This is a genomic window from Streptomyces sp. NBC_01515 (assembly GCF_045040345.1).
Taxonomy (GTDB): Bacteria; Actinomycetota; Actinomycetes; order Streptomycetales; family Streptomycetaceae; genus Streptomyces.
In genome coordinates, this window is record NZ_CP109416.1 from 1,823,269 (window position 1) to 1,845,259 (window position 21,991).

The following is a 21,991-nucleotide window of genomic DNA, read 5'->3' on the forward strand; positions in this document are numbered from 1 at the left end:
TCTCTTGCGTGGTTGCGCAATATAACAATCTCAGATGAGAACCCTGTAGGGCCTTTCTCATTTACGGGATATCCTTTTACGTCAAACTCGGTCAACTGATCGGAATCCGTGCGCTGGTGATGGTCATCGGGGTACCGGTCACGGCGATGAGGTAGAAGCGCGGATGCGACCCGCCCGGCACCCGCCGGACACCGCCGGGCGGCTTCACGTCGTACGTCGCGGAGGCGTGCGGGGCGAGGGTCACGGGCCCGCCGGAGGCGGTCCACCAGTCGGAGGCGCCCTGTCCGAGGCGGCTGGCGAAGTGGGGGGTGAGCCGGGTGCCGGTGATGTTGACGACCCGGACCGCGAGACCGGTGATGTCCAGGTGGCCGGCCCGCTCCGCGAAACTCGGTGTGACGTTCATCCGCAGCGGCGGCGCGCTGACCGCGGCGACCGCCGCGCACACCACGGCGGGCGTGACGAGCGCCACCGCGAGGACGGCCTTGGCCCGGTGGCCGGTGAGATGCGGGATGCGGGGCTGCCACGCCGAGGCGAACGCGGAGGCCGGGACGGTGGCCGCCGCCGCGAGCCACAGCGGGGTCATCATCAGGAAGTAGCCGTCCTGGGACCGGGTGGCCAGGTAGAAGCTCAGCCAGGGCAGCACGGTGATCGCCGGGCCGAGCCGCCGTACGAAGAGCAGCGTGGCGGCGAGCAGGCCGAACAGGAGCAGCTGGCTGCCGTAGGAGTAGTAGTCGAGGTGCCTGCTGCCCGCGGTGAAGTAGTACGAGATCCCCATCAGGCCCTGGCCGTGCAGGATCGCCTTCTGGGTGAGCGGGAGCAGCAGGCCGTGCAGCCAGGTGTGGACGTCCTGGGTGGCGAAGTAGGCGTTGATCGCGGCCCACGTGAGGGCGGCGGTGCCGGTGTAGCGGGCGACCACGCCGAGGGCGGGACGGGCGCCGAGGTCGCCGCGGCGGACGGAGTAGAGGCCGATGAGGAGGAACGGCGTGAGGAACCAGGCGAGTTGCTGGGAGGCGCAGGCCGCGCCGAGGCAGAGGGCCCGGGCCACTCCGGGCAGTCCCAGCCGGCCGCCGGCTCCGGTGTCGGGCCAGCGGACCACCACCGGGATGAGGAGGACCAGGGCGAGGACGGCGGGGTAGCCGGCGTAGGCGTAGGCGGGCAGGAGGCCGAAGCCGAGGCACACGGCGGTGGCGCCGGACCGCCAGGGGGCCGGGAGCAGCCACCAGAGCAGGACGGCGCCCGCGAGCAGCGCGCCGGTGGTGACGAGGGTGGCGGCTGCGGTCGAGTGGACCACGGCGTGGACGGGGGCGGCGAGCAGCGCGGTCAGGGGCGGATAGCCGTAGGTGTAGTCGGCGCCGCCCGACATGGTCTTCGTGATGCCGACCGACGAACGGTCGAACAGCCACGGCCAGGGCTGCCCGTAGATGGGGTGTCCGTGCAGGATCTCGTGGGCGGCCTGCGCGGTGAGCACGCCCTCGTCGGTGCCGGCGTGGTTGAGCCAGTACCCGCACAGCACCAGCACGACGGCGAGTGCCAGGACGCCCGCGTCCACCCGGGTCAGGGCGCGCCGGGTGCGTGCGGTGAGGGCGAGGACGCCCGCGACGAGTATCCCGGCGTAGCAGACGGAGATGATCCCGGCGACGTCCGGACGGGACGTCATCGCCCGCGTCCAGGCGTCACGGGTGCCGATGAACAGGCTGATCGCGGCGATCAGCGTCATCCCCCGGTGCAGCTGCTGCGGCGCCGCCGCCGGCTCGGTCGCGAGCGGCCGGGTCCTCGGCAGCCCCGCCACGGCGGGCGCGTCACGCCACCTCAGGCGGAGACCACCGCCGGCACGGGGACCGTCATCCATGGCGTCCTTCTCCTCGCTCCGTCCCCGTCGGTCGGCAGTTCGCTCCGGGGCAACCTCCACTACACGTCGTAGAGGTGAAAGGAGCCGACGAGGTTCACCGGCGGAAGGAAAGAGCTGGGGAAGAAAGTGCGTACGTACAGGGTGCGTTGACGCGTCGGGCGAGGTGGGGAGACCACCGGATCACTCGGCGCCGGCGGCCCTGGTCCGGCTCCAGGAGGAGTTGGCAGTAGAGGTCCAGGCGCTCGCCCGATGAGCTACGTGAAGGGTGGTCTCGGGGGTTGCCTGGAGGCCGCCGACCACGCCGACATCCGCGTCCCGCACCCCCGCGACCAGCGCCTCCCTGAGCGCCGCGATCCCGGTCGGAGCCGAGGCGGGCGACCGCTGCACCCCGATCGGCACGGCCTCCGTCCAGGAGTGACCGGCGATCAGCACTGCTGCTCGTACTGGAGGCCGTCATACTCCCGGGCGGCGATGTCCTCCCGTGTGCCCACGATCAGGTTCATGGTGAACACGTTGTAGTCGATCGCCTGCCCGGCCAGCTGCGCGAACAGCACGAGTTCGCCGGTGTCCGGGGCCATGTCCCACGGGTCGGAGAACCCGCCGATCTGGACGCAGGCGCCGGGGCGATGTCCGCCGAAGGCCAGGTCGCCGACGGCCTCCTCGAAACCGTCCAGCGCGTCCTGCGCGCCACCGCCACCGCCACCGCCGTTTCCGTCGCCGTTTCCGTCGCCGTCGAGGAACGCGCTGATCTCCGGGCCCCCTTCCCACTCACCGTCGAAGGTCAGTCCGGTCAGGGGATACAGGGTGCGTGGTTCATAGACCCTGGACTGCACGTCCTCACCGGCGAGTTGATACGTCGCGGAGCGCTCCGCGGTGCGTACTCCCGCAGGTATGTGGAGCACCGCGGACGACTCCGGCGGGTACTCGATCTCGGTGAAGAGCAACAGGTGCCCATCGGCGGGCAGTTCGATGTCCAGGACGCCGTGCGGCAGGGCAGCACAGTCGACACTCAGCACCAACGGCTCCCTCCCGTCAGGCCAGTTCACCCCGTCCGGCAGCACGGGAAGCCCGCCCGTCCGTGCGGCCGGGCGGGCGTTCTCCCGATACGCCTCAGGCACGTCGTCGTACGGCACCAGGTAGAGGCACGGCCGCGCCCGGGCCATCAACTCCCTTACGACGGGGGCGGGTACGCCGTATTTGGCGGCCGTCTCAAGGAAGAGCGCCTCGTCGATCGATGTCATGCCCGGGATCGTGCCATGGGCCACTGACATGTCGCGGATCGTCGCAGTAGGCCGACATGGACCGGCTGGACAACCGGCACGGGAGCCTTATGTGTTGGCGGCGCTTCAGCCGATGCGTGTTCCCGCGCCGCCGACGCGGACCCGGGGGTCGCCCGCGCGCAGCGTGACGGTGAGTTCGCCGGGGCGGCCGAGGTCCTCGCCCTGGTGCAGGGTGAGGACGGCGTCCTCGGGGACCAGGCCGAGTTCACGCACGTACGCGCCGAACGCGGCCGCCGCGGCACCGGTCGCCGGGTCCTCGACGACGCCGCCGACGGGGAACGGGTCGCGGACGTGGAAGACGGTGTCCGACTCGCGCCACACCAACTGGACGGTGGTCAGGTCGAGTCGGTGCATCAGGGCTTCGAGGCGGGCGAAGTCGTAGGCGAGGTCAGCGAGTCGGGCGCGGGTCGCCGCCGCGAGGACGAGGTGGCGGGCGCCCGCGAAGGCGATACGGGGCGGGAAGGCGGGGTCGAGATCGGCTTCCGGCCAGCCGAGCGCGGCGAGGGCCTCCGTGAGGTCGGTGTCGGTGATGGCCTTGATGTGCGGTTCGACGCTGGTGAGCGTGGCCCGGAGCGTCCCGCCCTCCTCGACCACCTCCACCGGCACGGTCCCGGCACGTGTCGCGAACACCAACTCCCCGGGGCCCACCCGCTCGGCGAGTGCCACGGCGGTCGCGACGGTGGCGTGCCCGCAGAACGGCACCTCGGCCTTGGGGCTGAAGTACCGGATGGTGTACGCCCGCCCCGCCTCACCGCCGAGGCCCTCCGGAGGCGCGGTCAGGAACGCGGACTCCGAGTATCCGAGGTCGGCGGCGACGGCCAGCATGGCGCTGTCGTCCAGCGCGGTGGCGTCCAGGACGACGCCCGCGGGGTTTCCGCCGGCCGGGTCGCTGGAGAAGGCGGTGTATCGCAGGACCTCGGGGCGTGGCGCACTCGTCGTCATGACCGTGGCAACCGGGGTGGGCCCACGGCCATTCCCGCACGTGAGCCGAGACGGCGCCGGGCGCCCGACCAAGCCTGCCGGTCGGGCGCCCGGGGTGTCCTAGCCGCCGATCACTTCCTGACCACGGACTCCACCCAGCTGATGAAGTTCGTCGTCGAGTCACCGGTGCGCTCGGCCATGGTGTGTCCCTCGGCCCACACGGTGGCGAAGTCGACGTCACGGATGCCGTAGTTCAGCAGGGCCAACTGCACGTTGATCTCGGTCGTGTTGGCCGTGTCGCCCTGCATGATGCCGGTGCGGATGCGCCAGTGCCGGGCCACCTGCGACCGCCGGTAGCCGCCGAACGCGGGCGAGAGGAAGTACAGCGGGTTGTACGCGTCGCCCCGCCAGGCCATGTCCTTGCCGACGCTGTCCTTCTTCGCGAAGTCGCTGTCGTAGGCGGAGGAGCCGTAGGCGGAGTCCCAGTCGGAGTACGTGGCGTACGTCGTCTCGTTCGCCTTGATGACGTCACGCGTGAGCGGCGCGAAGTGCGACGGGACGTTGAGGCCCATGGCGAAGACGCTGTTCTCGCCCTGCCCGCGGGAGTATCCGTCGAACGCGCCGACCGGCTTGTTCGGGGTCTTCTGGCTGGTCACGAAGCCTTCGAGGCCGGACACCGTGGCGGTGTTCGTCGTGGCGTCGTAGGTGACCCAGGTGCTGTCGGTGTTGAGGTGGGCGATGTAGTCGGCGACCGTCTCGTACGTGGTCGAGGTCCCCGTCTGGCCCGATCCGGGCGGGCCGCCCTGGGTCGTGATGGTGTACGGGAAGGTGTTGTCCGACAGGAAGTTGTTCAGCGAGGTGGTGATCACCCCGATCAGGTGGTCGTAGTAACTGCCGGACAGGTAGGTGCCGTTGCCGGACTCGGTCAGCTCCAGACGCCTGCCGTGCGCGTCGCGCAGGCCCAGGCGGTTGAGGTACTTGGGCCAGGCCTTCGCGAGGTCCGCCGAGTAGGCGCTGGTCCACGTGCCGGACGCGCGGGTGCTGGTGGAGGCGAACTGGCCCATGTTCCACTCGTAGGACAGGTTGGCCTCGGCGAGGTCGGTGATCGGGCACCAGGCCATGACGCCGGCGACCGCGTCGCTGAGGGGCCGGCCCTGGGCGTCCTCCATCGCCGCGCCGATCGTGCGCAGGTACGGGTGGAACAGGGGGCTGTCGCCGGAGGTCCCCGCCACGGTGTCCTGGGCGCCGCCGCCGCTCATGCCGAACAGGACGATGTCGTCCGTGCTGCCGGGCAGGACGCTCCGGTTGTACCGGAGGAAGCGGACCGCGGCCTTGAGGTCGGTCACGCCCCAGGGGGCCGCGTCGGAGCGGGTGCTGGTCGAGCTGTCCCGGCCGCGCAGGCCCGGCCACACGTAGACGAGCCCGGCCTCCAGGTACTGCGAGACGCTGGTGTAGCTGTAGGACGTGGCCGGCGCCTGCTGGGCGTAGCCGGGGGTGTTGACCGGGATCACGATCGGCGCCGTGCGTCCCGAGTACTGGCCGACGGTGCCCTTCGGGTCGGCCTTCGCGGTGTACGTGGTCCCGTCGCTGTTCGCGGTGGCCGTCAGATAGGCGCCGGGCACATAGATCGACAGGTTCTCGTAGTCCGTCGCGGCCGGGTTCGCGACGTACACCTTGCCGATCTGGTAGTACACGTCGTTCGTCGAGTCGTACGACCAGGCGGTGGGGTCGAGCTCCAGCGAGTACGCCGAGGACGTGCTCGACGAACTACCCGACGAACTGCCCGACGACGAGGTGGCGGCGAACGCCGTGCCCGCCGTGCCCTCGGCGACTCCGAACGTGGCCAGGGCCGCGACGCCCGTGGCACTGCGGATGACCGTTCTGCGGTTCATGTCCACCCGTGGACCTCCTTGTACAGCGAGTTGCGTGGTCACAGCCGTACTTGGGCACCACCCCGGCGACGCCGTGGGCAAGTCTGGCTGTGCGGCTCATACGAGTCCCAGACTGTAGGCCGGGATCCTGAGCCGGAGCCGGAAATTGTTAACAATTTTGATGATAATTTTGTTAGAAGAAGTCGGCGCGCCGACAATTCGGTCACGGTGAAGCGCTCGAAACCCGCGTGACAGGCCGTGCCCCGCGGGTCGGTGGCGCTGAAGCGGAAGGCGGCCACACCGCAGCCCCGGGCGTCGAAGGCGTTTCCGGTGTACGCGGCGACCCGGGTGCCGTTGACGGCGAGCTCCACCACGTCCCGGTGCACGACGCCCACCCGGTGCACCTGCGCCAACGCGTGTGTCACGGCCAGCCCCAGGGACTGGAGCCGGCCGGAGGGCAGCGGACCGATGGCGGCCACATGCTGCTGAATCGTGAGTCCTTGGACGAACTCGCTGACGATGCAGGGGTGTTGTCCGGAGAGATCGGCGTCGAGGACGCGCGCGGTGGCGAGTTCGCCGACCCGGCTCGCCGCGCCGAACTCCCGGCGTACGCGGGCGAGCGCGACCTCGTCGTACTCCATGCCGGGCAACAGGAACTTCACCAGGACCTGCCGCCCCGTCCGGTCCCGGGCGAGCCACACCACTCCCTGTCCGCCCCGGCCGAGTTCACGCTCACAGACGTATCCGCCCGACAACCGCTTCCGCGGATCCATGCCCCCGCCCCCAGCCCCGCCCCCGGTTCATGGCCGTCTTTCAGCGCATCGGCAACACCGGTCCCCGACAGGCCCCTTGGCCGGTCACGGATGCCCCGCTCCGGCCAACTCCCCGTCTCCGCGGGTCACTTCTCGCCACTGCCCCCAACACCCGCCACAACGCACGCCGTTACGACCTCCGAGCGACAGCGCTTCCCCCCTGCGCACCCACGAACACGGTCGCCTCAAACCGGGTCACCGAAGCCGTCACAACCTCTCCCCGTGATCACCACCCCGTCCACATCAAGGAAGTGCGACGGTGACGACCGGAGACAGGAATCGCACAGGCGAAGGAGTAACTCGCGTTCGCGCAGGCCGAATCGAAGCCGTCCTGCCCCCGCGGACACAAGGGCCGAACCCCCCTCGCCCGGCAGCCACTTCTCACCGGACATCAACGCCCCCCGAATGCCACCCCGCTCCCCTCACACTCGAAAGGCGCCTCACGTGAGCGCTCCCGTCCTTTGCGGAATCCCCGTGCGTCATCTCGCGACAGCCCTGACCGCCTCCGCGTCAGCGCTGGCACTCACCGCGTGCGGCGTCATCGACGGAGTCGGCGGAAGCGAGGGCTCCGCATCGCCGAAGAAGGGCGACGCCATCACGGTGGGACTGCTCCTGCCCGACAAGGACACCGCGCGCTTCGAGGCCTTCGACCACCCCGTCATCACGAAGGAGGTCGCCGCCCTCACCAACGGCAAGGGCAAGGTCGTCTACGCCAACGCCGAGGCGAGCCAGGACAAGCAGAGCCGGCAGTTCCAGCAGATGGTGGACCAGAAGGTCGACGTCATCCTGGTGGACGCCCTGAACTCCAAGGCCATCGCGCCCCAGGTCCAGAAGGCGAAGGACGCCGGCATCCCCGTCATCGCCTACGACCGGCTGGCGGAGGGCCCGATCGACGCGTACGTCTCCCACGACAACGAACTCGTCGGCGAGATCCAGGCCCGCGCCATCATCACGGCGCTCGGCACCAAGGCGGCTTCCAGCGAGATCGTCATGATGAACGGCGATCCCGCGGACACGAACTACGCGAAGTTCAAGGACGGCGCCCTCGGCGAACTCAAGAACAACGTCAAGATCGCCAAGGAGTACAACACCGACAAGTGGTCGCCGGCGGTTGCCGAGGCGAACATGAAGAACGCGATCAAGGCGGTCGGCCTCGACAACATCGCCGCGGTCTACGCCGCCAACGACGGCCTGGCGGGCGCGGTCATCAAGGCGCTGAAGGACGCGGGCGCCGCCAAGATGCCACCGGTGACCGGCCAGGACGCGAACCTGGACGCGGTGCAGCGGATCGTCGCGGGCAAGCAGTACATGACCGCGTACAAGCCGTTCCCGGAAGAGGCCACCCGCGCCGCGGAGATGGCGGTGTACAAGGTCCAGGGCCGCGACATCCAGTTCGACTCCCTGACCCGCGACACGGTCGACAGCCCCACGGAGAAGAAGATCCCCACGATGCTGGTCCCGGTGGTCGCCCTCACGAAGGACAACATCAAGGACACGGTGATCGCGGACGGCATCTACACCGTCAAGGACATCTGCACCCCGGCGTACGCGGCGGCCTGCGCGGCGATCGGGCTGAATTAGCGGCCACGCTCTCCGCGGCTGCGTGGACCTCCATGAACACCGTGCGGCACGGGGCGGGTGACCGACAGCCGCACGGGACAGCCCGCGAGGGCACGGCGGATGACCTGCGCCGACAAGAACCAGACCGACGCCCCTGTCGCACTCGCCCGCACCGCTTCAGTTCCGCGTGCAGTCGAGGCCCCCGGCCCCCTCAAGGCGTGCCACGAAGGCAGCCGCGATACGCGGGCGAGTCGCGGACGGGGCCGGCGGAGCCGTCGCCGACGGGGACATAGCGGGCGTGAACGTTGACACCGCAGGCGGCGCACCGAGCCTTCGAGGCGGGCGAAGTCGCAGGAGAGATCCACAGTCGGGCAGACTCGCGGCCACTCCCTGACGCAGGCGAGGTCGACACCGGCACAGATGGCGGGATCAGCAGCCAGCGAGCCGCCGAAAGGCGTTCCTCGGACCACCGCCTGTTCGACATCAGGGCCAACACCCCCGTGTTCACCGCCCCAGGCCCACCCACCCACTCTCCGCCGCGCCCGCCATGGCCCACACGCACCGGCATCACGCCCCCCTTGCCCCACCCCCTCCACCCCCCTAGCCTGAATTTGTGCCGCAAATAAACAAACCGCGAACGCACAACGCCGTGCCGGGCACCCCCACCGACCTGACCCGCCTCCGGATCACCCTCACCGCGTTCTTCGCCCTGGACGGATTCATCTTCGCCGGCTGGGTCGTCCGCATCCCCGCCATCAAGGAACAGACCGGCGCATCGGCCAGCACCCTCGGCCTCGCCCTCCTCGGCGTCTCCGCCGGTGCCGTCATCACGATGATGCTCACCGGCCGGCTCTGCCACCGCTACGGCAACCACCAAGTCACCGTCGTCTGCGCCGTGTTGCTGTCGCTCAGCGTCTCCCTCCCCCCGCTCACCCACTCGCCGCTCACCCTCGGCCTCGTCCTCCTGGTCTTCGGCGCGGCCTACGGCGGGATCAACGTCGCGTTCAACAGTGCGGCGGTCGACCTGGTCAGGGCGATGCGGCGGCCCATCATGCCCAGCTTCCACGCCGCGTTCAGTCTCGGCGGCATGGTCGGCGCCGGGCTCGGCGGACTGGTCGCCGGGTTCCTGACCCCGACGCAGCACCTGTTCGGCCTGACCGTCATCGGCCTGGTCGTGACCACCGTCGTAGGCCGCAATCTGCTGCGCCTCCAGCCCCCGGCACCTCCCACACCCCCCGAGGACTCCCCCAAGCAGGAGACCACCCCCCGCCGCCTCAACCCCCGTACCCGTGGCCTCGTCTTCACCTTCGGGCTGATCGCCCTCTGCACCGCCTTCGGCGAGGGCGCCCTCGCCGACTGGAGCGCCCTGCACCTGGAGCAGGACCTCGACGCCACCGCCGGTGCCGCCGCCATCGGCTACTCCTGCTTCGCGCTCGCCATGACCGCCGGCCGGCTCACCGGCACCCGGCTCCTCGAACGCCTCGGCCGCACCCGCACCCTCGTGTCCGGCGGCACGACCGCCGCCCTCGGCATGCTGCTCGGCGCGCTCGCGCCCACCCTGTGGGCCGCCGTCCTCGGCTTCGTGATCACCGGGCTCGGTCTCGCCAACCTCTTCCCCGTCGCCGTCGAACGCGCCGGCACCCTCGCCGGCCCCGACGGCGTCGCGATCGCCTCCACCCTCGGCTACGGCGGCATGCTCCTCGGACCGCCCGCCATCGGCTTCATGGCGGACTGGTACTCCCTGCCCGCCGCCCTCACCAGCGTGGCCGTACTCGCCGCCGTCGCGGCCGGAATCGGATTCCTCACCCGGCACGCGGCAGAGGGCTGATTCCACGTCACCGGGCGCAGCGAACAAGCCAACAGGCGGGCCGGTACGTGCAGTTGGGGCCGACGAGGCACACGAGTCGCGCCACGGGGGAATAACGTGGGTGTCCACGGCCGATCTTCGACGGTTCCGTGGTTCTCACCGCCGTACGCACAGGAGCTTCCATGACCGAAGCGGCAGACAACTCCGAGCAGGATCCGCTCGCCAGGTTCGACACCACCGTGCCGCAGTCGGCCCGGATCTGGAACTACTGGCTGGGCGGCAAGGACAACTACGAGGTGGACCGTGCCGCCGGTGACGCGTTCCGCGAGATCTTCCCCGGCATAGAGACCGGCGCCCGTGCCGCCCGGTACTTCCTCGCCCGCGCCGTCCGTCATCTGGCCGCCGAGGAGGGCATCCGGCAGTTCCTGGACATCGGCACCGGGCTGCCCAGTGTGGACAACACCCACGAGATAGCCCAGCGGGTGGTCCCCGAGTGCCGGATCGTCTACGTCGACAACGACCCGCTGGTGCTGGCCCACGCCCGCGCGCTGCTCACCAGCTCCCCGGAAGGCGTCACCAACTACGTCGACGCCGACCTGCGCGACCCGGTCACCATCGTCCGCGAGGCCGGCAAGACCCTCGACTTCGACAAGCCCGTCGCCCTCATGCTGATGGGCATCCTGGGCCACATCGAGGACTACGACGAGGCACGCGCGATCGTACGGCGCCTGGTGGACGCCCTGCCCGCCGGCAGCTATCTCGTGCACTACGACAGCACCGACACCAGCGAGGCCTACGTCGACGCCATCCGCCAGTACAACGAGGGTGGTTCGATCCCGTACATCCTGCGCAGCCCCGAGCAGATCGCGGGCTTCTTCGAGGGCCTTGAACTCCTCGAACCGGGCGTGGCCTCCTGCTCCCGCTGGCGCCCCGACGACAGCGCCTGGGGCCTGCCCGCGGAGGTTCACCAGTACGGCGGGGTCGCCCTCAAGCGCTAGAACCTGACCGGCCGTCAAGCGCCAGGACCCGCCCGCCAGTTCACGTCTCCTGAAGAATGCGATGCAGGATCGTCGGGGTCTCCTCCGGCGATTCCGCCTCCACCACCAGCCGGTTCATGACGTCCCAGTAGCACTCGATCTCGGTCGGCCGGTCGGGGTAGAGGGCGGTGACCCTCTGCTCCAGGTAGACCATGTCGGGCAGCCGGCCCCCGGGCAGCCGCAGGATGGTGACCGGCCCGGCCTCCCCCGCGTGCCCGCCCGCGAGGAACGGCATCACCTGGACGGTGACCTGCGGCAGCCGGCAGATCTCGATGAGATGCCTCAACTGGGCCCGCATCGTGCCGATTCCGCCCACCGGGCGACGCAGCGCCGCCTCGTCGATCACGGCCCAGAGCTGTGCCGCCGGCCGCCGCCGCAGAATCCGCTGCCGGGTCATCCGCAGCTTGACCCGCCGGTCGAGTTCCGCCCCGCCGGCGCCCGCGTGGGCGAGCCGGAGGGAGGCGCGCGCGTAGTCGGCGGTCTGCAGCAGGTGGGGAACGCGCTGCACCTCGAAGCAGCGGACGAGACTCGCCGCCTGTTCGGCCCCGAGGTAGGCCCGCGCCCAGGTGGGCACCACATCGTTGAAGTGCTGCCACCAGGCAGGGGAGTTGGCCTCCTCGGCGAGGGCCAGCAGGGTGGCTCGCTCGGCCTCGTCCGTGACGCCGTAGAGCGTGAGCAGGTCGGCCACGTCACGCGGTTTGAAGCGATGGCGGCCGGCCTCCAGGCGGCTGATCTTGGAGCGGGAGGCGCGGATGGCCTCACCGGCGACCACGCGGGCGATGTGCCGGTCCTCCCGCAGTTCGCGCAACCGAGCGCCCAGCACCAGCCGCGGCACCACGGGGCCGGCCGACAGCCCGTCCAGCGGCGTGGTTAAGACCTCATCGGAACCCATGCGCAAACTCCCTGCGGTGAACTGCCCCTGCACGCCCACAAGTTGTACGTCTGTGACGTGCACGCCCGCGAACGCTGAAGCCAGTCATCCTAGAGGGCGGCGGGGCACGCGATCTTCGACTTGCCGGAATGATCTATACCTTTACAGCCAGGCCGACGCGTAGGCATTTCCTATACGATTTCACGCAGAGCCGGGTCATAGGAGCGGCACAGATACGGGCCGCCGGAGTCATGAACTCCCTGCCCAACAAACAAGTTCATGCCGCAGGCCTTGACGCGCCCGGCATCCTCCCCCACGATCGCCGCATCGATTTCCTATCTGATTCCTATCTGAATCCGCAGGGGTGGGTCATGCGCTTCCCAACCAGATCTGTCCTGCCCGGAGTTGTCGCGGTCGCGCTGCTGGCGACGGGGACAGCGGCCTGTACCTACAAGAACTCGGGTGCGCAGTCCGGCAGTCAGGCCGCGCCGACCGCGCACACGGGCGCCGGCGCCGATCTCGTGGACGGCTCCGGGACCAAGGTCGCCCTCGTGCCCGGCGGCGCCCACCCGTACTTCCAGCCCTGGAAGACCGCGGGCGCCGCCGCGAAGAAGACGTACGGCCTCGGAGCCGTCGCCTTCGACGAGACGGCGGAGTGGGACCAGCAGAAGCAGAACAACCTGCTGTCGACGCTGGCGGCGCGCGGCTACAACGCGTTCGGGGTGTTCGGCGTCTCCCCCACCGACATCAACTCGACGTTCGCGGACCTCAAGTCGCAGGGTTTCCCGGTGGCTTCGCTGGGTTCGTGTCCCGCGGGCACCAAGGACGAGGCCGACTTCTGTCTCTCCACGGACGTCCAACTCGCCGCCTACAAAGCCGCGAAGGCGGCAATCGCGGCCATGGGCGGCAAGGGCACCCTGGTCCACGTCACCGGCAACAACGTCGACGCCAACACCCAGTTGAGGATCAAGGGCGTCGCCCAGGCCGTGAAGGAGTCCGGCGGCAAGGTCAAGCTCCTGCAGACCATCACCGACATCGACACGGACCTGCAGACCGCGCAGAAGGCGGTGTCCGACCTGATGGCGGCGAAGGGCAGTCAGATCACGGGAATTGTCGCTACCGCCTACAACCCGGCCGTCGCCGCGGCCGACGTCGTCAAGTCGTCCGGGTCGAAGGCGAAGGTCATCGCGATCGACGACGACGCCAAGATCCTCAGCGGCATCAAGCAGGGCACGGTCACCGCCACCGTGGTGCAGAACCCGGTCGGCCAGGCCGAGATCGGCATCTGGGCGCTGGCACTGCTCCAGACGAAGCAGTGCACGGTGCGCTCTCCCGGGGTGGAGGTGGACTCGGGTTCGTTCGTCGTCACCAAGGCGAACGTCGCCGGTTACGACACGGCGCGGCAGGCGAAGACCGCCGACCTGAAGAAGCAGTTCGCCGACAAGATCCTCTCCTGCGACTGACGGCCGAGCAGCACCGGTGACCAGACGCTGACGGCCAACTCCCCTAACAGAAAACGGAATTGCTGAAATGAGCAGCAGCATCATCACGGCCGCGACCGCCAGGCTGGCCGACATCGCCGTCGAGCAGAACCGCACCGACGCGGTGCAGTCGTTCGTCAAACAGGAGACGGTCCTGGTCGACCTGGAGACGGCGGACGGCCTCGCGGGAACCGGCTACTCCTACACGATCGGCACCGGCGGCAGCTCCGTACTCGCCCTGCTGCGCGACCACTTGCTGCCCGCGCTCGTCGGACAGGACGCCCGCAACGTCGAGGGGCTCTGGCAACGGCTGTTCGCGCTGACCCGTTCCACCACCACCGGTGCCATCACCTCGCTCGCCCTCGCCGCCGTCGACACCGCCCTGTGGGACGTTCGCTGCAAGCGGGCGGGCGAACCGTTGTGGCGGCTGGCCGGCGGCCACCGCCAGGAGGTGCCGGTCTACGACACCGAGGGCGGCTGGCTCCATCTGAGCGCCGAGGAACTGGTCAAAAGCGCCTTGCGCGCCCAGGAGTTGGGCTGGGCGGGCGTCAAGATCAAGGTGGGCAGGCCGCACCCCGCCGAGGACGCGGAGCGCCTGCGCGCGGTCCGCGAGGCGGTCGGCCCTTCCCTCCACATCATGACCGACGCCAACCAGTCCCAGACGGCGTCCTCCGTGCTCCGGCTCGCGGCGGCGCTGGAGCCGTACGACCCGTACTGGCTGGAGGAGCCGCTGCCCGCGGACGACATCAGCGGGCACGCGCGGCTCGCGGCGGCGACCCGCATCCCCGTCGCCGTAGGCGAGTCGATGTACTCGCTGATGCAGTTCCGCAGCTATCTGGAGGCCGGTGCCGCGTCCGTCGTGCAGGTCGACGCCGCGCGGATCGGCGGCATCACGCCGTGGCTGAAGGTCGCGCACCTGGCGGAGAGCCACAACGTCGCGGTCTGCCCGCACTTCCTGATGGAACTGCACGTCAGCCTCGCCGCCGCCGTACCGAACGGCCAATACGTGGAGTACATACCGCAGTTGAGGGCGGTGACCCGCACGGAGCTGACCATCCGCGACGGCATGGCCGTGGCCCCGGACGTACCCGGCATCGGCATCGACTGGGACCCGGACGCGCTGGACGACCGGAGGGTGGCATGACGACGTCGATCAGCGCGCCGGACACCGTCACGGAGGAGAAGGCGGCAAGTCACCGCATGCCGTTCTGGGTCAACCAGCGGCTCGGTCTCCTGGTCCTCGTCATCGCGCTCAGCGTCCTGTTCGGCGTGCTCCGACCGGCTTTCCTGGACCAGCAGTTGGTGCTGTTCCCGCTCCTGCGCGACATCGCCACCCTGACCGTGGTCGCGCTCGCGCAGCTGGTCGCCCTGTCCGTGGGCCACATGAACCTCGCGGTCGGCCGCATGGCAGCCTTCGGCGCCATGTTCGCGGGCCTCGGCTACGACCGTCTCGGCGTCCCGATGCAGGTGGGGCTGCTGATGTGCCTGGGCGCCGGGGCGGCGATCGGCGCGGTCACCGGCTGGCTCATCGCCCGCACCGGAGTGAGCTCCTTCGTCGTCACCCTGGCCATGGACTTCGCCCTCCTGGGCCTGGTCTCCCTCCTGTACTCATCCCTCACCGACGACGCCGCCTTCACGACCCACCCCTCCGGCATCGACGCCCTGCGCTCCTACTCCCTCGCCGACATCTGCGCGGGCCCCATCTGCGGCTCCCCGGCCGTCCCGCAGATCGCCCAGTTCACGCTCCTCGCGATGCTCGCCCTCGGTTTCCTCTACGGGTGCACGCGCATCGGCCGTGAACTGCTGCTCACCGGCGCCAATCCGGCCGCCGCGGAGCTGTCCGGCATCCCCACCGGGCGCCGGATCCTGCTCGCGCACACGCTGTCGGGGCTGCTGGCCGCGCTGGCCGGGTTCATGGCGGCGGCCGGCACCGGCACGTTCCGCGCCTCCATCGGCGACGACTTCATGCTGCCGTCCTTCCTGGGCGCGGTACTTGGCGGCACCCTGCTCACGGGCGGGGTGGTGTCCGTGCTGGGCACGCTGCTCGGTACCGCCCTGGTCGGTGTGATCCGCAAGGGCCTCGACCTGCTCGGCGTTGGCCTGGAGAGCCTGAACATCTACCTCGGCTGTGTCCTCCTGCTGGCCCTGTCGGCCGACCGGATCCGCACCGTGGTGTCCTATCGCAAGGTGGTGCGTTCGACATGAACCGCTTGAACGTGACGCTGGGCCAAGGGAGTTGGGGCGGCGAGGCGCTGCGCCGGTTCTCGCGTTCCACGGCGGCGATGCTGCTGTGCGTGGTCGTGGTGGGCTATGTGGGGCTGGGCATCGCCTCGTCGGGCTCGTTCTTCGAGGGTCCCTCGGTGCGGGTCTTTCTTCAGTACCTGGCCACTCCCATTCTCATCGGGCTGGCCCAGATGGTGGCGCTGTGCGTGGGTCAACTCAACCTCGCCGTCGGCGCGTTGGGCGGCTTCACCGCCTGCCTGATGGGCGTCCTCATGGCCGACCACGGGGTGCCCGCCGGAGTCGCCGTGATCGTGGGCCTGTTGACGGCGACGGCCATCGGGCTGGCGACCGGTGTCGCCATCGTGGGCACCCGGATCAACGGGTTCATCGTCACCCTCGCCACCATGACGATCCTCCTGGGAGCGCAGTACCGGCTCACCGGCACCCGGACCGTCGACGGCTACTCGCGCACACTGCGCGACTTCGGCACGGCGGCGCCACTGAACATCCCGCTCGTCTTCGTCACCGCGCTCGTCGCGGCGGCGCTGCTGGCCGCGTTCATGTACCGCACCGTCGCGGGCCGACGGCTCCTCGCGGCGGGCGGCAACCCGCTCGCGGCCCGGCTGTCCGGCATCTCCACCGACCGGCAGATCGTCGCCGCGCACACTCTGTCCGGGTTGCTGATCGGCGTGGCCGCCGTGACCGCCACGGCCTCGCTGCCCGGCGTCAACCGCAGCGTCGGCGGCGACTGGCTGCTGCCGAGCTTCGCCGCGCCGATCATCGGGGGCGTGGCCCTCACCGGCGGTTCAATCGCCGTACTGGGCACGGTACTTGCGGCCTTCGTGACCCGGCTGATCGATGCCGCACGAGCCCAGTTCTCGCTGGACCCGAGCTGGGTGAACCTCCTCATCGGCCTGGTCGTGCTCGGCACGGTCGCCGCTGGCCGACTGCACCAGACGCGGCTGGAGAAGTCCGCGACGACCGACGGCGCCGTCCTGCCGCAGACCGGAGGTGCCCAGTGAACGGCACGGTTCTTCTCGAATGCCAGGACCTGGTCAAGGTCTTCCCCGGTGTCAGGGCGCTGGACGGCGTAGGGCTCACGCTGACCGCCGGCAGCGTGCACGCGCTCCTCGGCGAGAACGGCGCCGGCAAGTCGACCCTCATCAAGGTGCTCACCGGCGTCCACTCCCCCGACGGCGGCCGGCTCACCTGGAACGGCCAACAGGTCCATCTGCGCTCGCCGTTGGAGGCGACCCGCACCGGTATCGGTGTCGTCCACCAGGAACGCAACCTGATCCCCGGCTTCTCGGTGGCGGAGAACATCACCCTGCAGAATCCCCCTTCACACCGCGGCCTGGTCGACCGCGAGGCGATGACCGCACCGGCCGTCGCGTGCCTCGCGGAACTCGGCGTCGACCTCGACCCACAGCGGCCGGTGCGTGAACTCTCCGTAGCGCAACAGCAGTTGGTCGAGATAGCCAAGGCCCTCTACACCGAGAGCCGGGTCCTGCTGCTGGACGAACCGACCGCGTCCCTCTCCCCGCAGGAGACGGAACGCCTCTTCGAGGTGATCCGGCGACTGGCCGACCGAGGCGCCTGTGTCGTCTTCGTCAGCCACAAACTGGAGGAGGTCTTCGCGGTCTGCGACACGGTCACCGTGCTGCGCGACGGCAAGTCGGTCCTGGAGTCCTCGCCCCTGTCGGACCACACCCACGACGACATCGTCGGCCTCATGGTGGGCCGCGCCCACGCGGCCCAGGAGATGCGCCCCCGCACGGTCGACCGCTCCGCCACCCCAACTCTCGTACTGGACAAGGTCTCCACGGCCGGCGGACATCGTGACATCAGCCTGGAGGTCCGGCCCGGCGAGATCGTCGGCCTGTACGGACTGGTCGGCGCCGGGCGCAGCGAGCTGGTCAAGGCGGTGCTGGGCCTGGACCGCATCACGGGCGGCGAGGTCCGCGTCCACGGCAGCCCGGTCCGCATCACCTCCCCCCGCCAGGCCCTGCACGAGTTCGGCATCGGGTACGTCACCGAGAACCGCAAGGAGGAGGGCGTCTTCCTTGAGCAGCCCATCGTCCGCAACATCACGGTGACGGTGTGGAAGCGGCTCGCCAAGGCTCTCGGGTTCGTCTCGGCGCGCGAGGAGCGGGACGTGGCGCAGGATCTCGTCGACCGGCTCGGCATCCGCGTCTCGGGGCTCGGGCAGAACGCGGGTGAGCTCTCGGGCGGGAACCAGCAGAAGGTCAGCCTCGCCAAGTGGCTTGCCGCGGATACCAAGTTGCTGGTCATCGACGAGCCGACGGTGGGCGTCGACGTCCACACCAAGCGTGCCTTCCACGAACTGATCTGGGACCTGGCCCGCGACGGCCTGCCCATCCTCCTCATCAGCAGCGACCTCGCGGAGATGGTCACCCTCGCCGACCGCATCGTCGTCATGACGGACCACCGCATCCGCGGCGAACTCGACAACGACCGCGACTACGACCGCATGAGCGGCCGGGTCATCCGCCTGATCCACGACCGCGCCGCGGTGCGCTCGTGAGGCGCGTGGCCCAGGTCATCTCCGTACGCCCGGAAAAGCTGGACGAATACCGGGAGTTGCACCGAAACGTGCCCCAGCCGGTGCTCGACCGCATCCGGCACTGCCACATCTCCAACTACTCGATCCATCTGCTGGGCGACCGCCTGTTCAGCTATTTCGAGTACCACGGCGACGATCTCGCGGCGGACCTGGCCCTGATGGCCGAGGACGAGACCACCCGGCGATGGTGGGAACTGACCGCCCCCTGTCAGGTGCCCGTTCCGGAGGCGGCCCCCGGCGAGTGGTGGGCCACGGCGGAACAGGTGTTCCTGATGGAGTGAGCGGGGGCAGGATCCCAACTCCCCCTTTTACAGCGGCCGTTCAGGAGACGGTCGGCTCGCCGTCCTCGATCTGCCGTTCCAGGCTGCGCGTCAGGTGCTCCGTCATCGCCTCGGCCGCCCGTTCCGGGTTGCGGCGCAGAACGGCACGGACAATCCGCTCGTGCTCGGCGACGGTGGGTCCCCAGGCGCCAACTACCTTGCTGAGCCGGAAGATGTGCAGATGCGCGTGCAGCCGTTCCACCGCGTCCGCCAGCAGCGGCCGGTGCGCGGCCTGTCCGATCGCCTCGTGGAAGCGCTGGTCGAGGGCGGCGAAGTCACGGTAGGACGCGTACCGTTCGTTCGGGCTCGGATGGGCCTGCATCTCCTCGACGATCCGCTCAAGGCTGTCGAGTTGCGCTTCGGTCGCGTTGACGGCGGCCAGCGCGGCTGCCTTCGGCTCCAACAGCAGCCGCATTTCGAAGAGTTCGTCGAGGCCCTGACGGGTGAGCAGCTGCGTGGCCCGGTATCCGGAGAGCGCGCGCTTCACCACCAGACCATCGGACTCCAGCCGGGCGAGCGCCTCCCGTACGGGAGTTGGCGAGACCTTGAGGGTGCGGGCGAGCGCTTCGATGCCGACGCGGGCGCCAGGAGCGATCTCGTGGTCCATGACCATCGCCTTGACGCGCTCGTACACACTGTCCGACAGCGCCTGCCGGACGGGCGGCACGCTCTGCTCGCCGCTCTCACTCTCGCCCTCGTCCGGAACCCCGGCCGCGGAAGGACTGTGCGGCGGCATCCCGGCTCCCTCTCAAGGCACTTGGCGTTCCCGACAGTTTACCCAGGTAGACGGGTCGAAAGGGGCTCCCGCGGAACTTCGCCGTCTGGTTCCGCCCGTCACCCGGCCTCCGTGGCGACCATCGCCGCTCCCCCGCCCTTCTCGGTCATGCCGACGCCCATCCCGACGCACAGCATCGCCACGCCCAGCAGGGGCATGGGCGTCCTGGAGTCGATGGTGCCGAGCACGGCGAACCCGAGTGTGAGGAGAACAGCCCCGGTGATGATGAACGGCTTGACCTTCCCGGTCCGGCTGATCAACCGGCCCGCGACCGTCGAGGCGCCGAGAATCCCGGCCATCACGGGAATCGTCAGCAGGGCCGCCTCGGTCGGACTGTTCCCGCGGCTGAGCTGGAAGTACTGGCTGAGGAACACCGCGGCACCGAACATCGCCGTACCGACGGAGAGGCCGCCGACGATCGCCAGCGCGGTCGTCCGCTGCCTCACGATGTGGAGCGGTACGACGGGTTCGGCGGCCCGCGACGCCACCCACACGGCCGCGCCGATCAGCACCGGCCCGCCGGCCACCATGACCTCGGTCTGCCCCGAGGCCCAGCCGAGCGCGAGACCTCGTGGGTATCTGATATATCGCTGGTATGCGCACTGAATTCAACCCGGCCCAGCTGGAACCGGTCGTGGTCTATCGGCTCCTCACCTCGACCGTCGTTCCACGCCCCATCGCCTGGGTGTCGACGGTCTCCGCCGACGGCGTCGACAATCTCGCCCCGCACTCCTTCTTCACCGTCTCGTGCGTCGCGCCGCCCATCGTGCAGTTCTCCTCGGTCGGTCGTAAGGACTCGCTGCGCAATATCGAGGCCACCGGGCAGTTCGTGGTCAACCTCGCCCCGGAGTCCCTCATCGACGAGGTGAACAAGACCGCCACGGACTTCCCGGAAGGGGTCAGCGAGTTCGACGCCGTGGGAGTCGAGCGCGAGGCCAGCACGCGGGTGAAGGCACCGCGCGTCGCCCGCTCCCCCGTGGCGCTGGAGTGCGAACTGCACAGCACGCTACGGCTGGGCAATTCCACCGTGGTCTTCGGACGGGTGGTCCACCTCGCGATCGACGAGACCGTCCTGCACGACGGCCATCCCGAGGTCACCCGGCTGCGCCCCCTGGCCCGTCTGGGCAAGGACGAGTGGGGCACCCTCGGCGAGGTTGTCGACCTGCGCCGTATCCGGTACGCCGACTGGTCCCAGTCGGACTGAGGCGAACCGGGTCGAGTCGGGTCGAGCTGAGTCGGGCCGGGTCGAGCTGACTCGGGCCGGGTCGAGCTGACTCGGGCCAAGAGGCCGTTCCCTCCTCTCAGTTCAGCCGCCCCCCACGCGGCGACCTCGGGGTCGGCCGGCCCGGCGGATCGCGGCACTTGGGCCGGTGGTTCACCCATATCAGGATTGCCGCCTGCCTCTCGCTGCCAGGCGCAGATCCACTCCCGGCACCGCGTCGACAGGCTCCGGGAGTTCAACAGAAGCCGTTTCTGGACGCGCGGATGGAGGACATCGCCCAGGCGGCGGGGGTGACCCGGGCCACGGTCTACGCCCATTTCCCCGGCAGGGCCGAGATCGTCGACGCGCTGGTGGATCGGGTCTACGGCGTGATGGGCGAGGCGTACGCAGACCTGGCCGCGCTGCCGCGCTGGACCCGGGCAGGCATCCGCACCTGGCTCGACGAGGCCGCGGCCCGCCGGCGCGAGATGGCACCCGTCCGCCGCCGCGATCACGCTGGCCGTCACCGTCCTGCGCAACGCGCTCGCCTCCGCCCGACGTACCGGCCGCCCTCCCTCACCGACGAGCGCACCACCCCTGCGATACGACACACTCGGCCGCATGGACACCGATGCGTTCGTACGGACCCTGGACCGGGAGGGCGGCCTGCTGGCCTCGGCCGCGGAGGCGGCGGGCGTCGACGCCGAGGTGCCGCCCTGTCCGGGGTGGCAGGTGCGGGATCTGCTGCGGCACACGGGGATGGTGCATCGCTGGGCGACCGCGTTCGTCGCCGAGGGGCACCCCGCGTACCACCCCGACGGTGGCCTCCCGGACCTGGACGGCGCCGAGTTGGTGACCTGGTTCCGGGCGGGGCACCGCTCCCTCGTGGACACCCTCTCCGCCGCCCCGCCCGACATGGAGTGCTGGCATTTCCTGCCGGCGCCGTCACCGCTCGCGTTCTGGGCGCGGCGCCAGGCGCACGAGACGACCGTGCACCGGATGGACGCCGAGGCGGCGCGCGGCGGGATGGCCGGCGAGATCGCCCCGGACTTCGCGGCCGACGGCATCGACGAGCTGCTGCGCGGCTTCCACGGTCGCCGCACGAGCAGGGTCCGCAGCGAGGGGCCCCGGGTACTGCGGGTGCGGGCGACGGACGCGGACGACGCGGTGTGGACCATGCGGCTGTCCCAGGAACCGCCCGCCGCCGAGCGGGACGGCATCGGGAGCGCCGACTGCGAACTGGCAGGTCCCGCAGGGCAGTTGTACCGGGCGCTGTGGAACCGGGGGCCGTTCCCGAGCGTGACCGGTGACGTGTCGGTCGCAGGGCTGTGGCGGGAGAAGTCCGCCGTCACCTGGAGCTGACGGATCCAGGACCGAAGGATCCGGGACCGATGGATCC

19 protein-coding genes and 1 pseudogene are annotated in these 21,991 nt (G+C 70.0%); 11 read left to right on the plus strand and 9 right to left on the minus strand.

All coding sequences use genetic code 11. The features are described from left to right. Positions 1–91: 91 nt before the first annotated feature. The 6 genes from OG407_RS07960 to OG407_RS07985 form a co-directional block, all read right to left on the minus strand. On the minus strand, positions 92–1,849 hold the full coding sequence (locus OG407_RS07960; RefSeq protein WP_405856368.1) for a hypothetical protein: 1,758 nt from the start codon (positions 1,847–1,849) through the stop codon (positions 92–94). 180 nt (positions 1,850–2,029) lie between these two features. Beyond that, the gene (locus tag OG407_RS07965) at positions 2,030–2,281 is read right to left on the minus strand and encodes a hypothetical protein (RefSeq protein ID WP_405856370.1); all 252 of its coding nucleotides are present in this window, start codon (positions 2,279–2,281) and stop codon (positions 2,030–2,032) included. Then, entirely contained in the window at positions 2,275–3,090 is an 816-nt protein-coding gene (locus tag OG407_RS07970; RefSeq protein ID WP_405856372.1) for a DUF1963 domain-containing protein, read from the minus strand. The genes OG407_RS07965 and OG407_RS07970 overlap by 7 nt, the downstream gene beginning before the upstream one ends. Before the next feature lie 105 nt (positions 3,091–3,195). Further along, positions 3,196–4,071, minus strand: coding sequence for a PhzF family phenazine biosynthesis protein (locus OG407_RS07975; RefSeq protein ID WP_405856374.1), 876 nt, complete (start codon positions 4,069–4,071; stop codon positions 3,196–3,198). 110 nt (positions 4,072–4,181) lie between these two features. Next, positions 4,182–5,942 carry an esterase gene (locus OG407_RS07980; RefSeq protein WP_405856376.1) on the minus strand — a complete coding sequence of 587 codons (1,761 nt, stop codon included), beginning with the start codon at positions 5,940–5,942 and terminating at the stop codon, positions 4,182–4,184. 38 nt (positions 5,943–5,980) lie between these two features. Beyond that, entirely contained in the window at positions 5,981–6,694 is a 714-nt protein-coding gene (locus OG407_RS07985; RefSeq protein WP_405856378.1) for a protein kinase domain-containing protein, read from the minus strand. A gap of 513 nt (positions 6,695–7,207) precedes the next feature. Here OG407_RS07985 and OG407_RS07990 point away from each other — a divergent pair. The 3 genes from OG407_RS07990 (at position 7,208) to OG407_RS08000 (ending at position 11,098) form a co-directional block, all read left to right on the plus strand. Next, the gene (locus OG407_RS07990; protein WP_405856380.1) at positions 7,208–8,314 is read left to right on the plus strand and encodes a sugar ABC transporter substrate-binding protein; all 1,107 of its coding nucleotides are present in this window, start codon (positions 7,208–7,210) and stop codon (positions 8,312–8,314) included. 628 nt (positions 8,315–8,942) lie between these two features. Further along, complete coding sequence (locus OG407_RS07995) at positions 8,943–10,121, plus strand: MFS transporter (protein ID WP_405856382.1); 1,179 nt, start codon at positions 8,943–8,945, stop codon at positions 10,119–10,121. A gap of 161 nt (positions 10,122–10,282) precedes the next feature. Beyond that, the gene (locus tag OG407_RS08000) at positions 10,283–11,098 is read left to right on the plus strand and encodes an SAM-dependent methyltransferase (RefSeq protein WP_405856384.1); all 816 of its coding nucleotides are present in this window, start codon (positions 10,283–10,285) and stop codon (positions 11,096–11,098) included. 40 nt (positions 11,099–11,138) lie between these two features. Here OG407_RS08000 and OG407_RS08005 read toward each other — a convergent pair whose 3' ends face one another. Further along, positions 11,139–12,029 carry a helix-turn-helix domain-containing protein gene (locus OG407_RS08005; RefSeq protein WP_405856386.1) on the minus strand — a complete coding sequence of 297 codons (891 nt, stop codon included), beginning with the start codon at positions 12,027–12,029 and terminating at the stop codon, positions 11,139–11,141. Between the two features lie 350 nt (positions 12,030–12,379). Between OG407_RS08005 and OG407_RS08010 the strand changes: the two genes are divergently transcribed. The 6 genes from OG407_RS08010 (at position 12,380) to OG407_RS08035 (ending at position 18,577) form a co-directional block, all read left to right on the plus strand. After that, positions 12,380–13,471, plus strand: coding sequence for a sugar ABC transporter substrate-binding protein (locus tag OG407_RS08010; RefSeq protein ID WP_405856388.1), 1,092 nt, complete (start codon positions 12,380–12,382; stop codon positions 13,469–13,471). Positions 13,472–13,538: 67 nt separating this feature from the next. Then, positions 13,539–14,633: a mandelate racemase/muconate lactonizing enzyme family protein gene (locus tag OG407_RS08015; protein WP_405856390.1), complete on the plus strand. Its 1,095-nt coding sequence runs from the start codon at positions 13,539–13,541 to the stop codon at positions 14,631–14,633. Further along, positions 14,630–15,694: an ABC transporter permease gene (locus OG407_RS08020; protein WP_405856392.1), complete on the plus strand. Its 1,065-nt coding sequence runs from the start codon at positions 14,630–14,632 to the stop codon at positions 15,692–15,694. Before OG407_RS08015 ends, OG407_RS08020 begins: the two co-directional genes overlap by 4 nt. After that, positions 15,691–16,734 carry an ABC transporter permease gene (locus OG407_RS08025; protein WP_405856394.1) on the plus strand — a complete coding sequence of 348 codons (1,044 nt, stop codon included), beginning with the start codon at positions 15,691–15,693 and terminating at the stop codon, positions 16,732–16,734. Before OG407_RS08020 ends, OG407_RS08025 begins: the two co-directional genes overlap by 4 nt. Then, complete coding sequence (locus OG407_RS08030) at positions 16,731–18,257, plus strand: sugar ABC transporter ATP-binding protein (protein ID WP_405856396.1); 1,527 nt, start codon at positions 16,731–16,733, stop codon at positions 18,255–18,257. Before OG407_RS08025 ends, OG407_RS08030 begins: the two co-directional genes overlap by 4 nt. Then, positions 18,254–18,577, plus strand: coding sequence for an L-rhamnose mutarotase (locus OG407_RS08035; RefSeq protein WP_405856398.1), 324 nt, complete (start codon positions 18,254–18,256; stop codon positions 18,575–18,577). The genes OG407_RS08030 and OG407_RS08035 overlap by 4 nt, the downstream gene beginning before the upstream one ends. A 40-nt stretch (positions 18,578–18,617) precedes the next feature. Here the strand turns inward: OG407_RS08035 and OG407_RS08040 are convergent, their stop codons facing one another. Together OG407_RS08040 and OG407_RS08045 are read right to left on the minus strand one after the other, a co-directional pair. Then, on the minus strand, positions 18,618–19,352 hold the full coding sequence (locus tag OG407_RS08040; protein ID WP_405856400.1) for a GntR family transcriptional regulator: 735 nt from the start codon (positions 19,350–19,352) through the stop codon (positions 18,618–18,620). A 143-nt stretch (positions 19,353–19,495) separates the two neighbouring features. Further along, positions 19,496–19,945, minus strand: a pseudogene (locus tag OG407_RS08045) (MFS transporter); the annotation flags it as partial. A 41-nt stretch (positions 19,946–19,986) separates the two neighbouring features. On the opposite strand from OG407_RS08045, the gene OG407_RS08050 reads away from it, so the two are divergent. Together OG407_RS08050 and OG407_RS08055 are read left to right on the plus strand one after the other, a co-directional pair. After that, positions 19,987–20,595 (plus strand): flavin reductase family protein, encoded by a 609-nt coding sequence (locus OG407_RS08050; protein ID WP_403601873.1) that lies wholly within the window; start codon positions 19,987–19,989, stop codon positions 20,593–20,595. Positions 20,596–21,213: 618 nt separating this feature from the next. Beyond that, the gene (locus tag OG407_RS08055; protein WP_405856402.1) at positions 21,214–21,954 is read left to right on the plus strand and encodes a maleylpyruvate isomerase family mycothiol-dependent enzyme; all 741 of its coding nucleotides are present in this window, start codon (positions 21,214–21,216) and stop codon (positions 21,952–21,954) included. The last annotated feature ends 37 nt before the right edge of the window (positions 21,955–21,991 follow it).

Coding starts and splice junctions, on each gene's coding strand:
- OG407_RS08050 (WP_403601873.1), top strand. CDS start 19,987: ATGCGCACTGAATTCAACCCGGCCCAGCTGGAACCGGTCGTGGTCTAT.
- OG407_RS08010 (WP_405856388.1), top strand. CDS start 12,380: ATGCGCTTCCCAACCAGATCTGTCCTGCCCGGAGTTGTCGCGGTCGCG.
- OG407_RS07980 (WP_405856376.1), bottom strand. CDS start 5,942: ATGAACCGCAGAACGGTCATCCGCAGTGCCACGGGCGTCGCGGCCCTG.
- OG407_RS07985 (WP_405856378.1), bottom strand. CDS start 6,694: ATGGATCCGCGGAAGCGGTTGTCGGGCGGATACGTCTGTGAGCGTGAA.
- OG407_RS07970 (WP_405856372.1), bottom strand. CDS start 3,090: ATGACATCGATCGACGAGGCGCTCTTCCTTGAGACGGCCGCCAAATAC.
- OG407_RS08020 (WP_405856392.1), top strand. CDS start 14,630: ATGACGACGTCGATCAGCGCGCCGGACACCGTCACGGAGGAGAAGGCG.
- OG407_RS08055 (WP_405856402.1), top strand. CDS start 21,214: ATGGACACCGATGCGTTCGTACGGACCCTGGACCGGGAGGGCGGCCTG.
- OG407_RS08000 (WP_405856384.1), top strand. CDS start 10,283: ATGACCGAAGCGGCAGACAACTCCGAGCAGGATCCGCTCGCCAGGTTC.
- OG407_RS07960 (WP_405856368.1), bottom strand. CDS start 1,849: ATGGATGACGGTCCCCGTGCCGGCGGTGGTCTCCGCCTGAGGTGGCGT.
- OG407_RS08040 (WP_405856400.1), bottom strand. CDS start 19,352: ATGCCGCCGCACAGTCCTTCCGCGGCCGGGGTTCCGGACGAGGGCGAG.
- OG407_RS08025 (WP_405856394.1), top strand. CDS start 15,691: ATGAACCGCTTGAACGTGACGCTGGGCCAAGGGAGTTGGGGCGGCGAG.
- OG407_RS08015 (WP_405856390.1), top strand. CDS start 13,539: ATGAGCAGCAGCATCATCACGGCCGCGACCGCCAGGCTGGCCGACATC.
- OG407_RS08005 (WP_405856386.1), bottom strand. CDS start 12,029: ATGGGTTCCGATGAGGTCTTAACCACGCCGCTGGACGGGCTGTCGGCC.
- OG407_RS07975 (WP_405856374.1), bottom strand. CDS start 4,071: ATGACGACGAGTGCGCCACGCCCCGAGGTCCTGCGATACACCGCCTTC.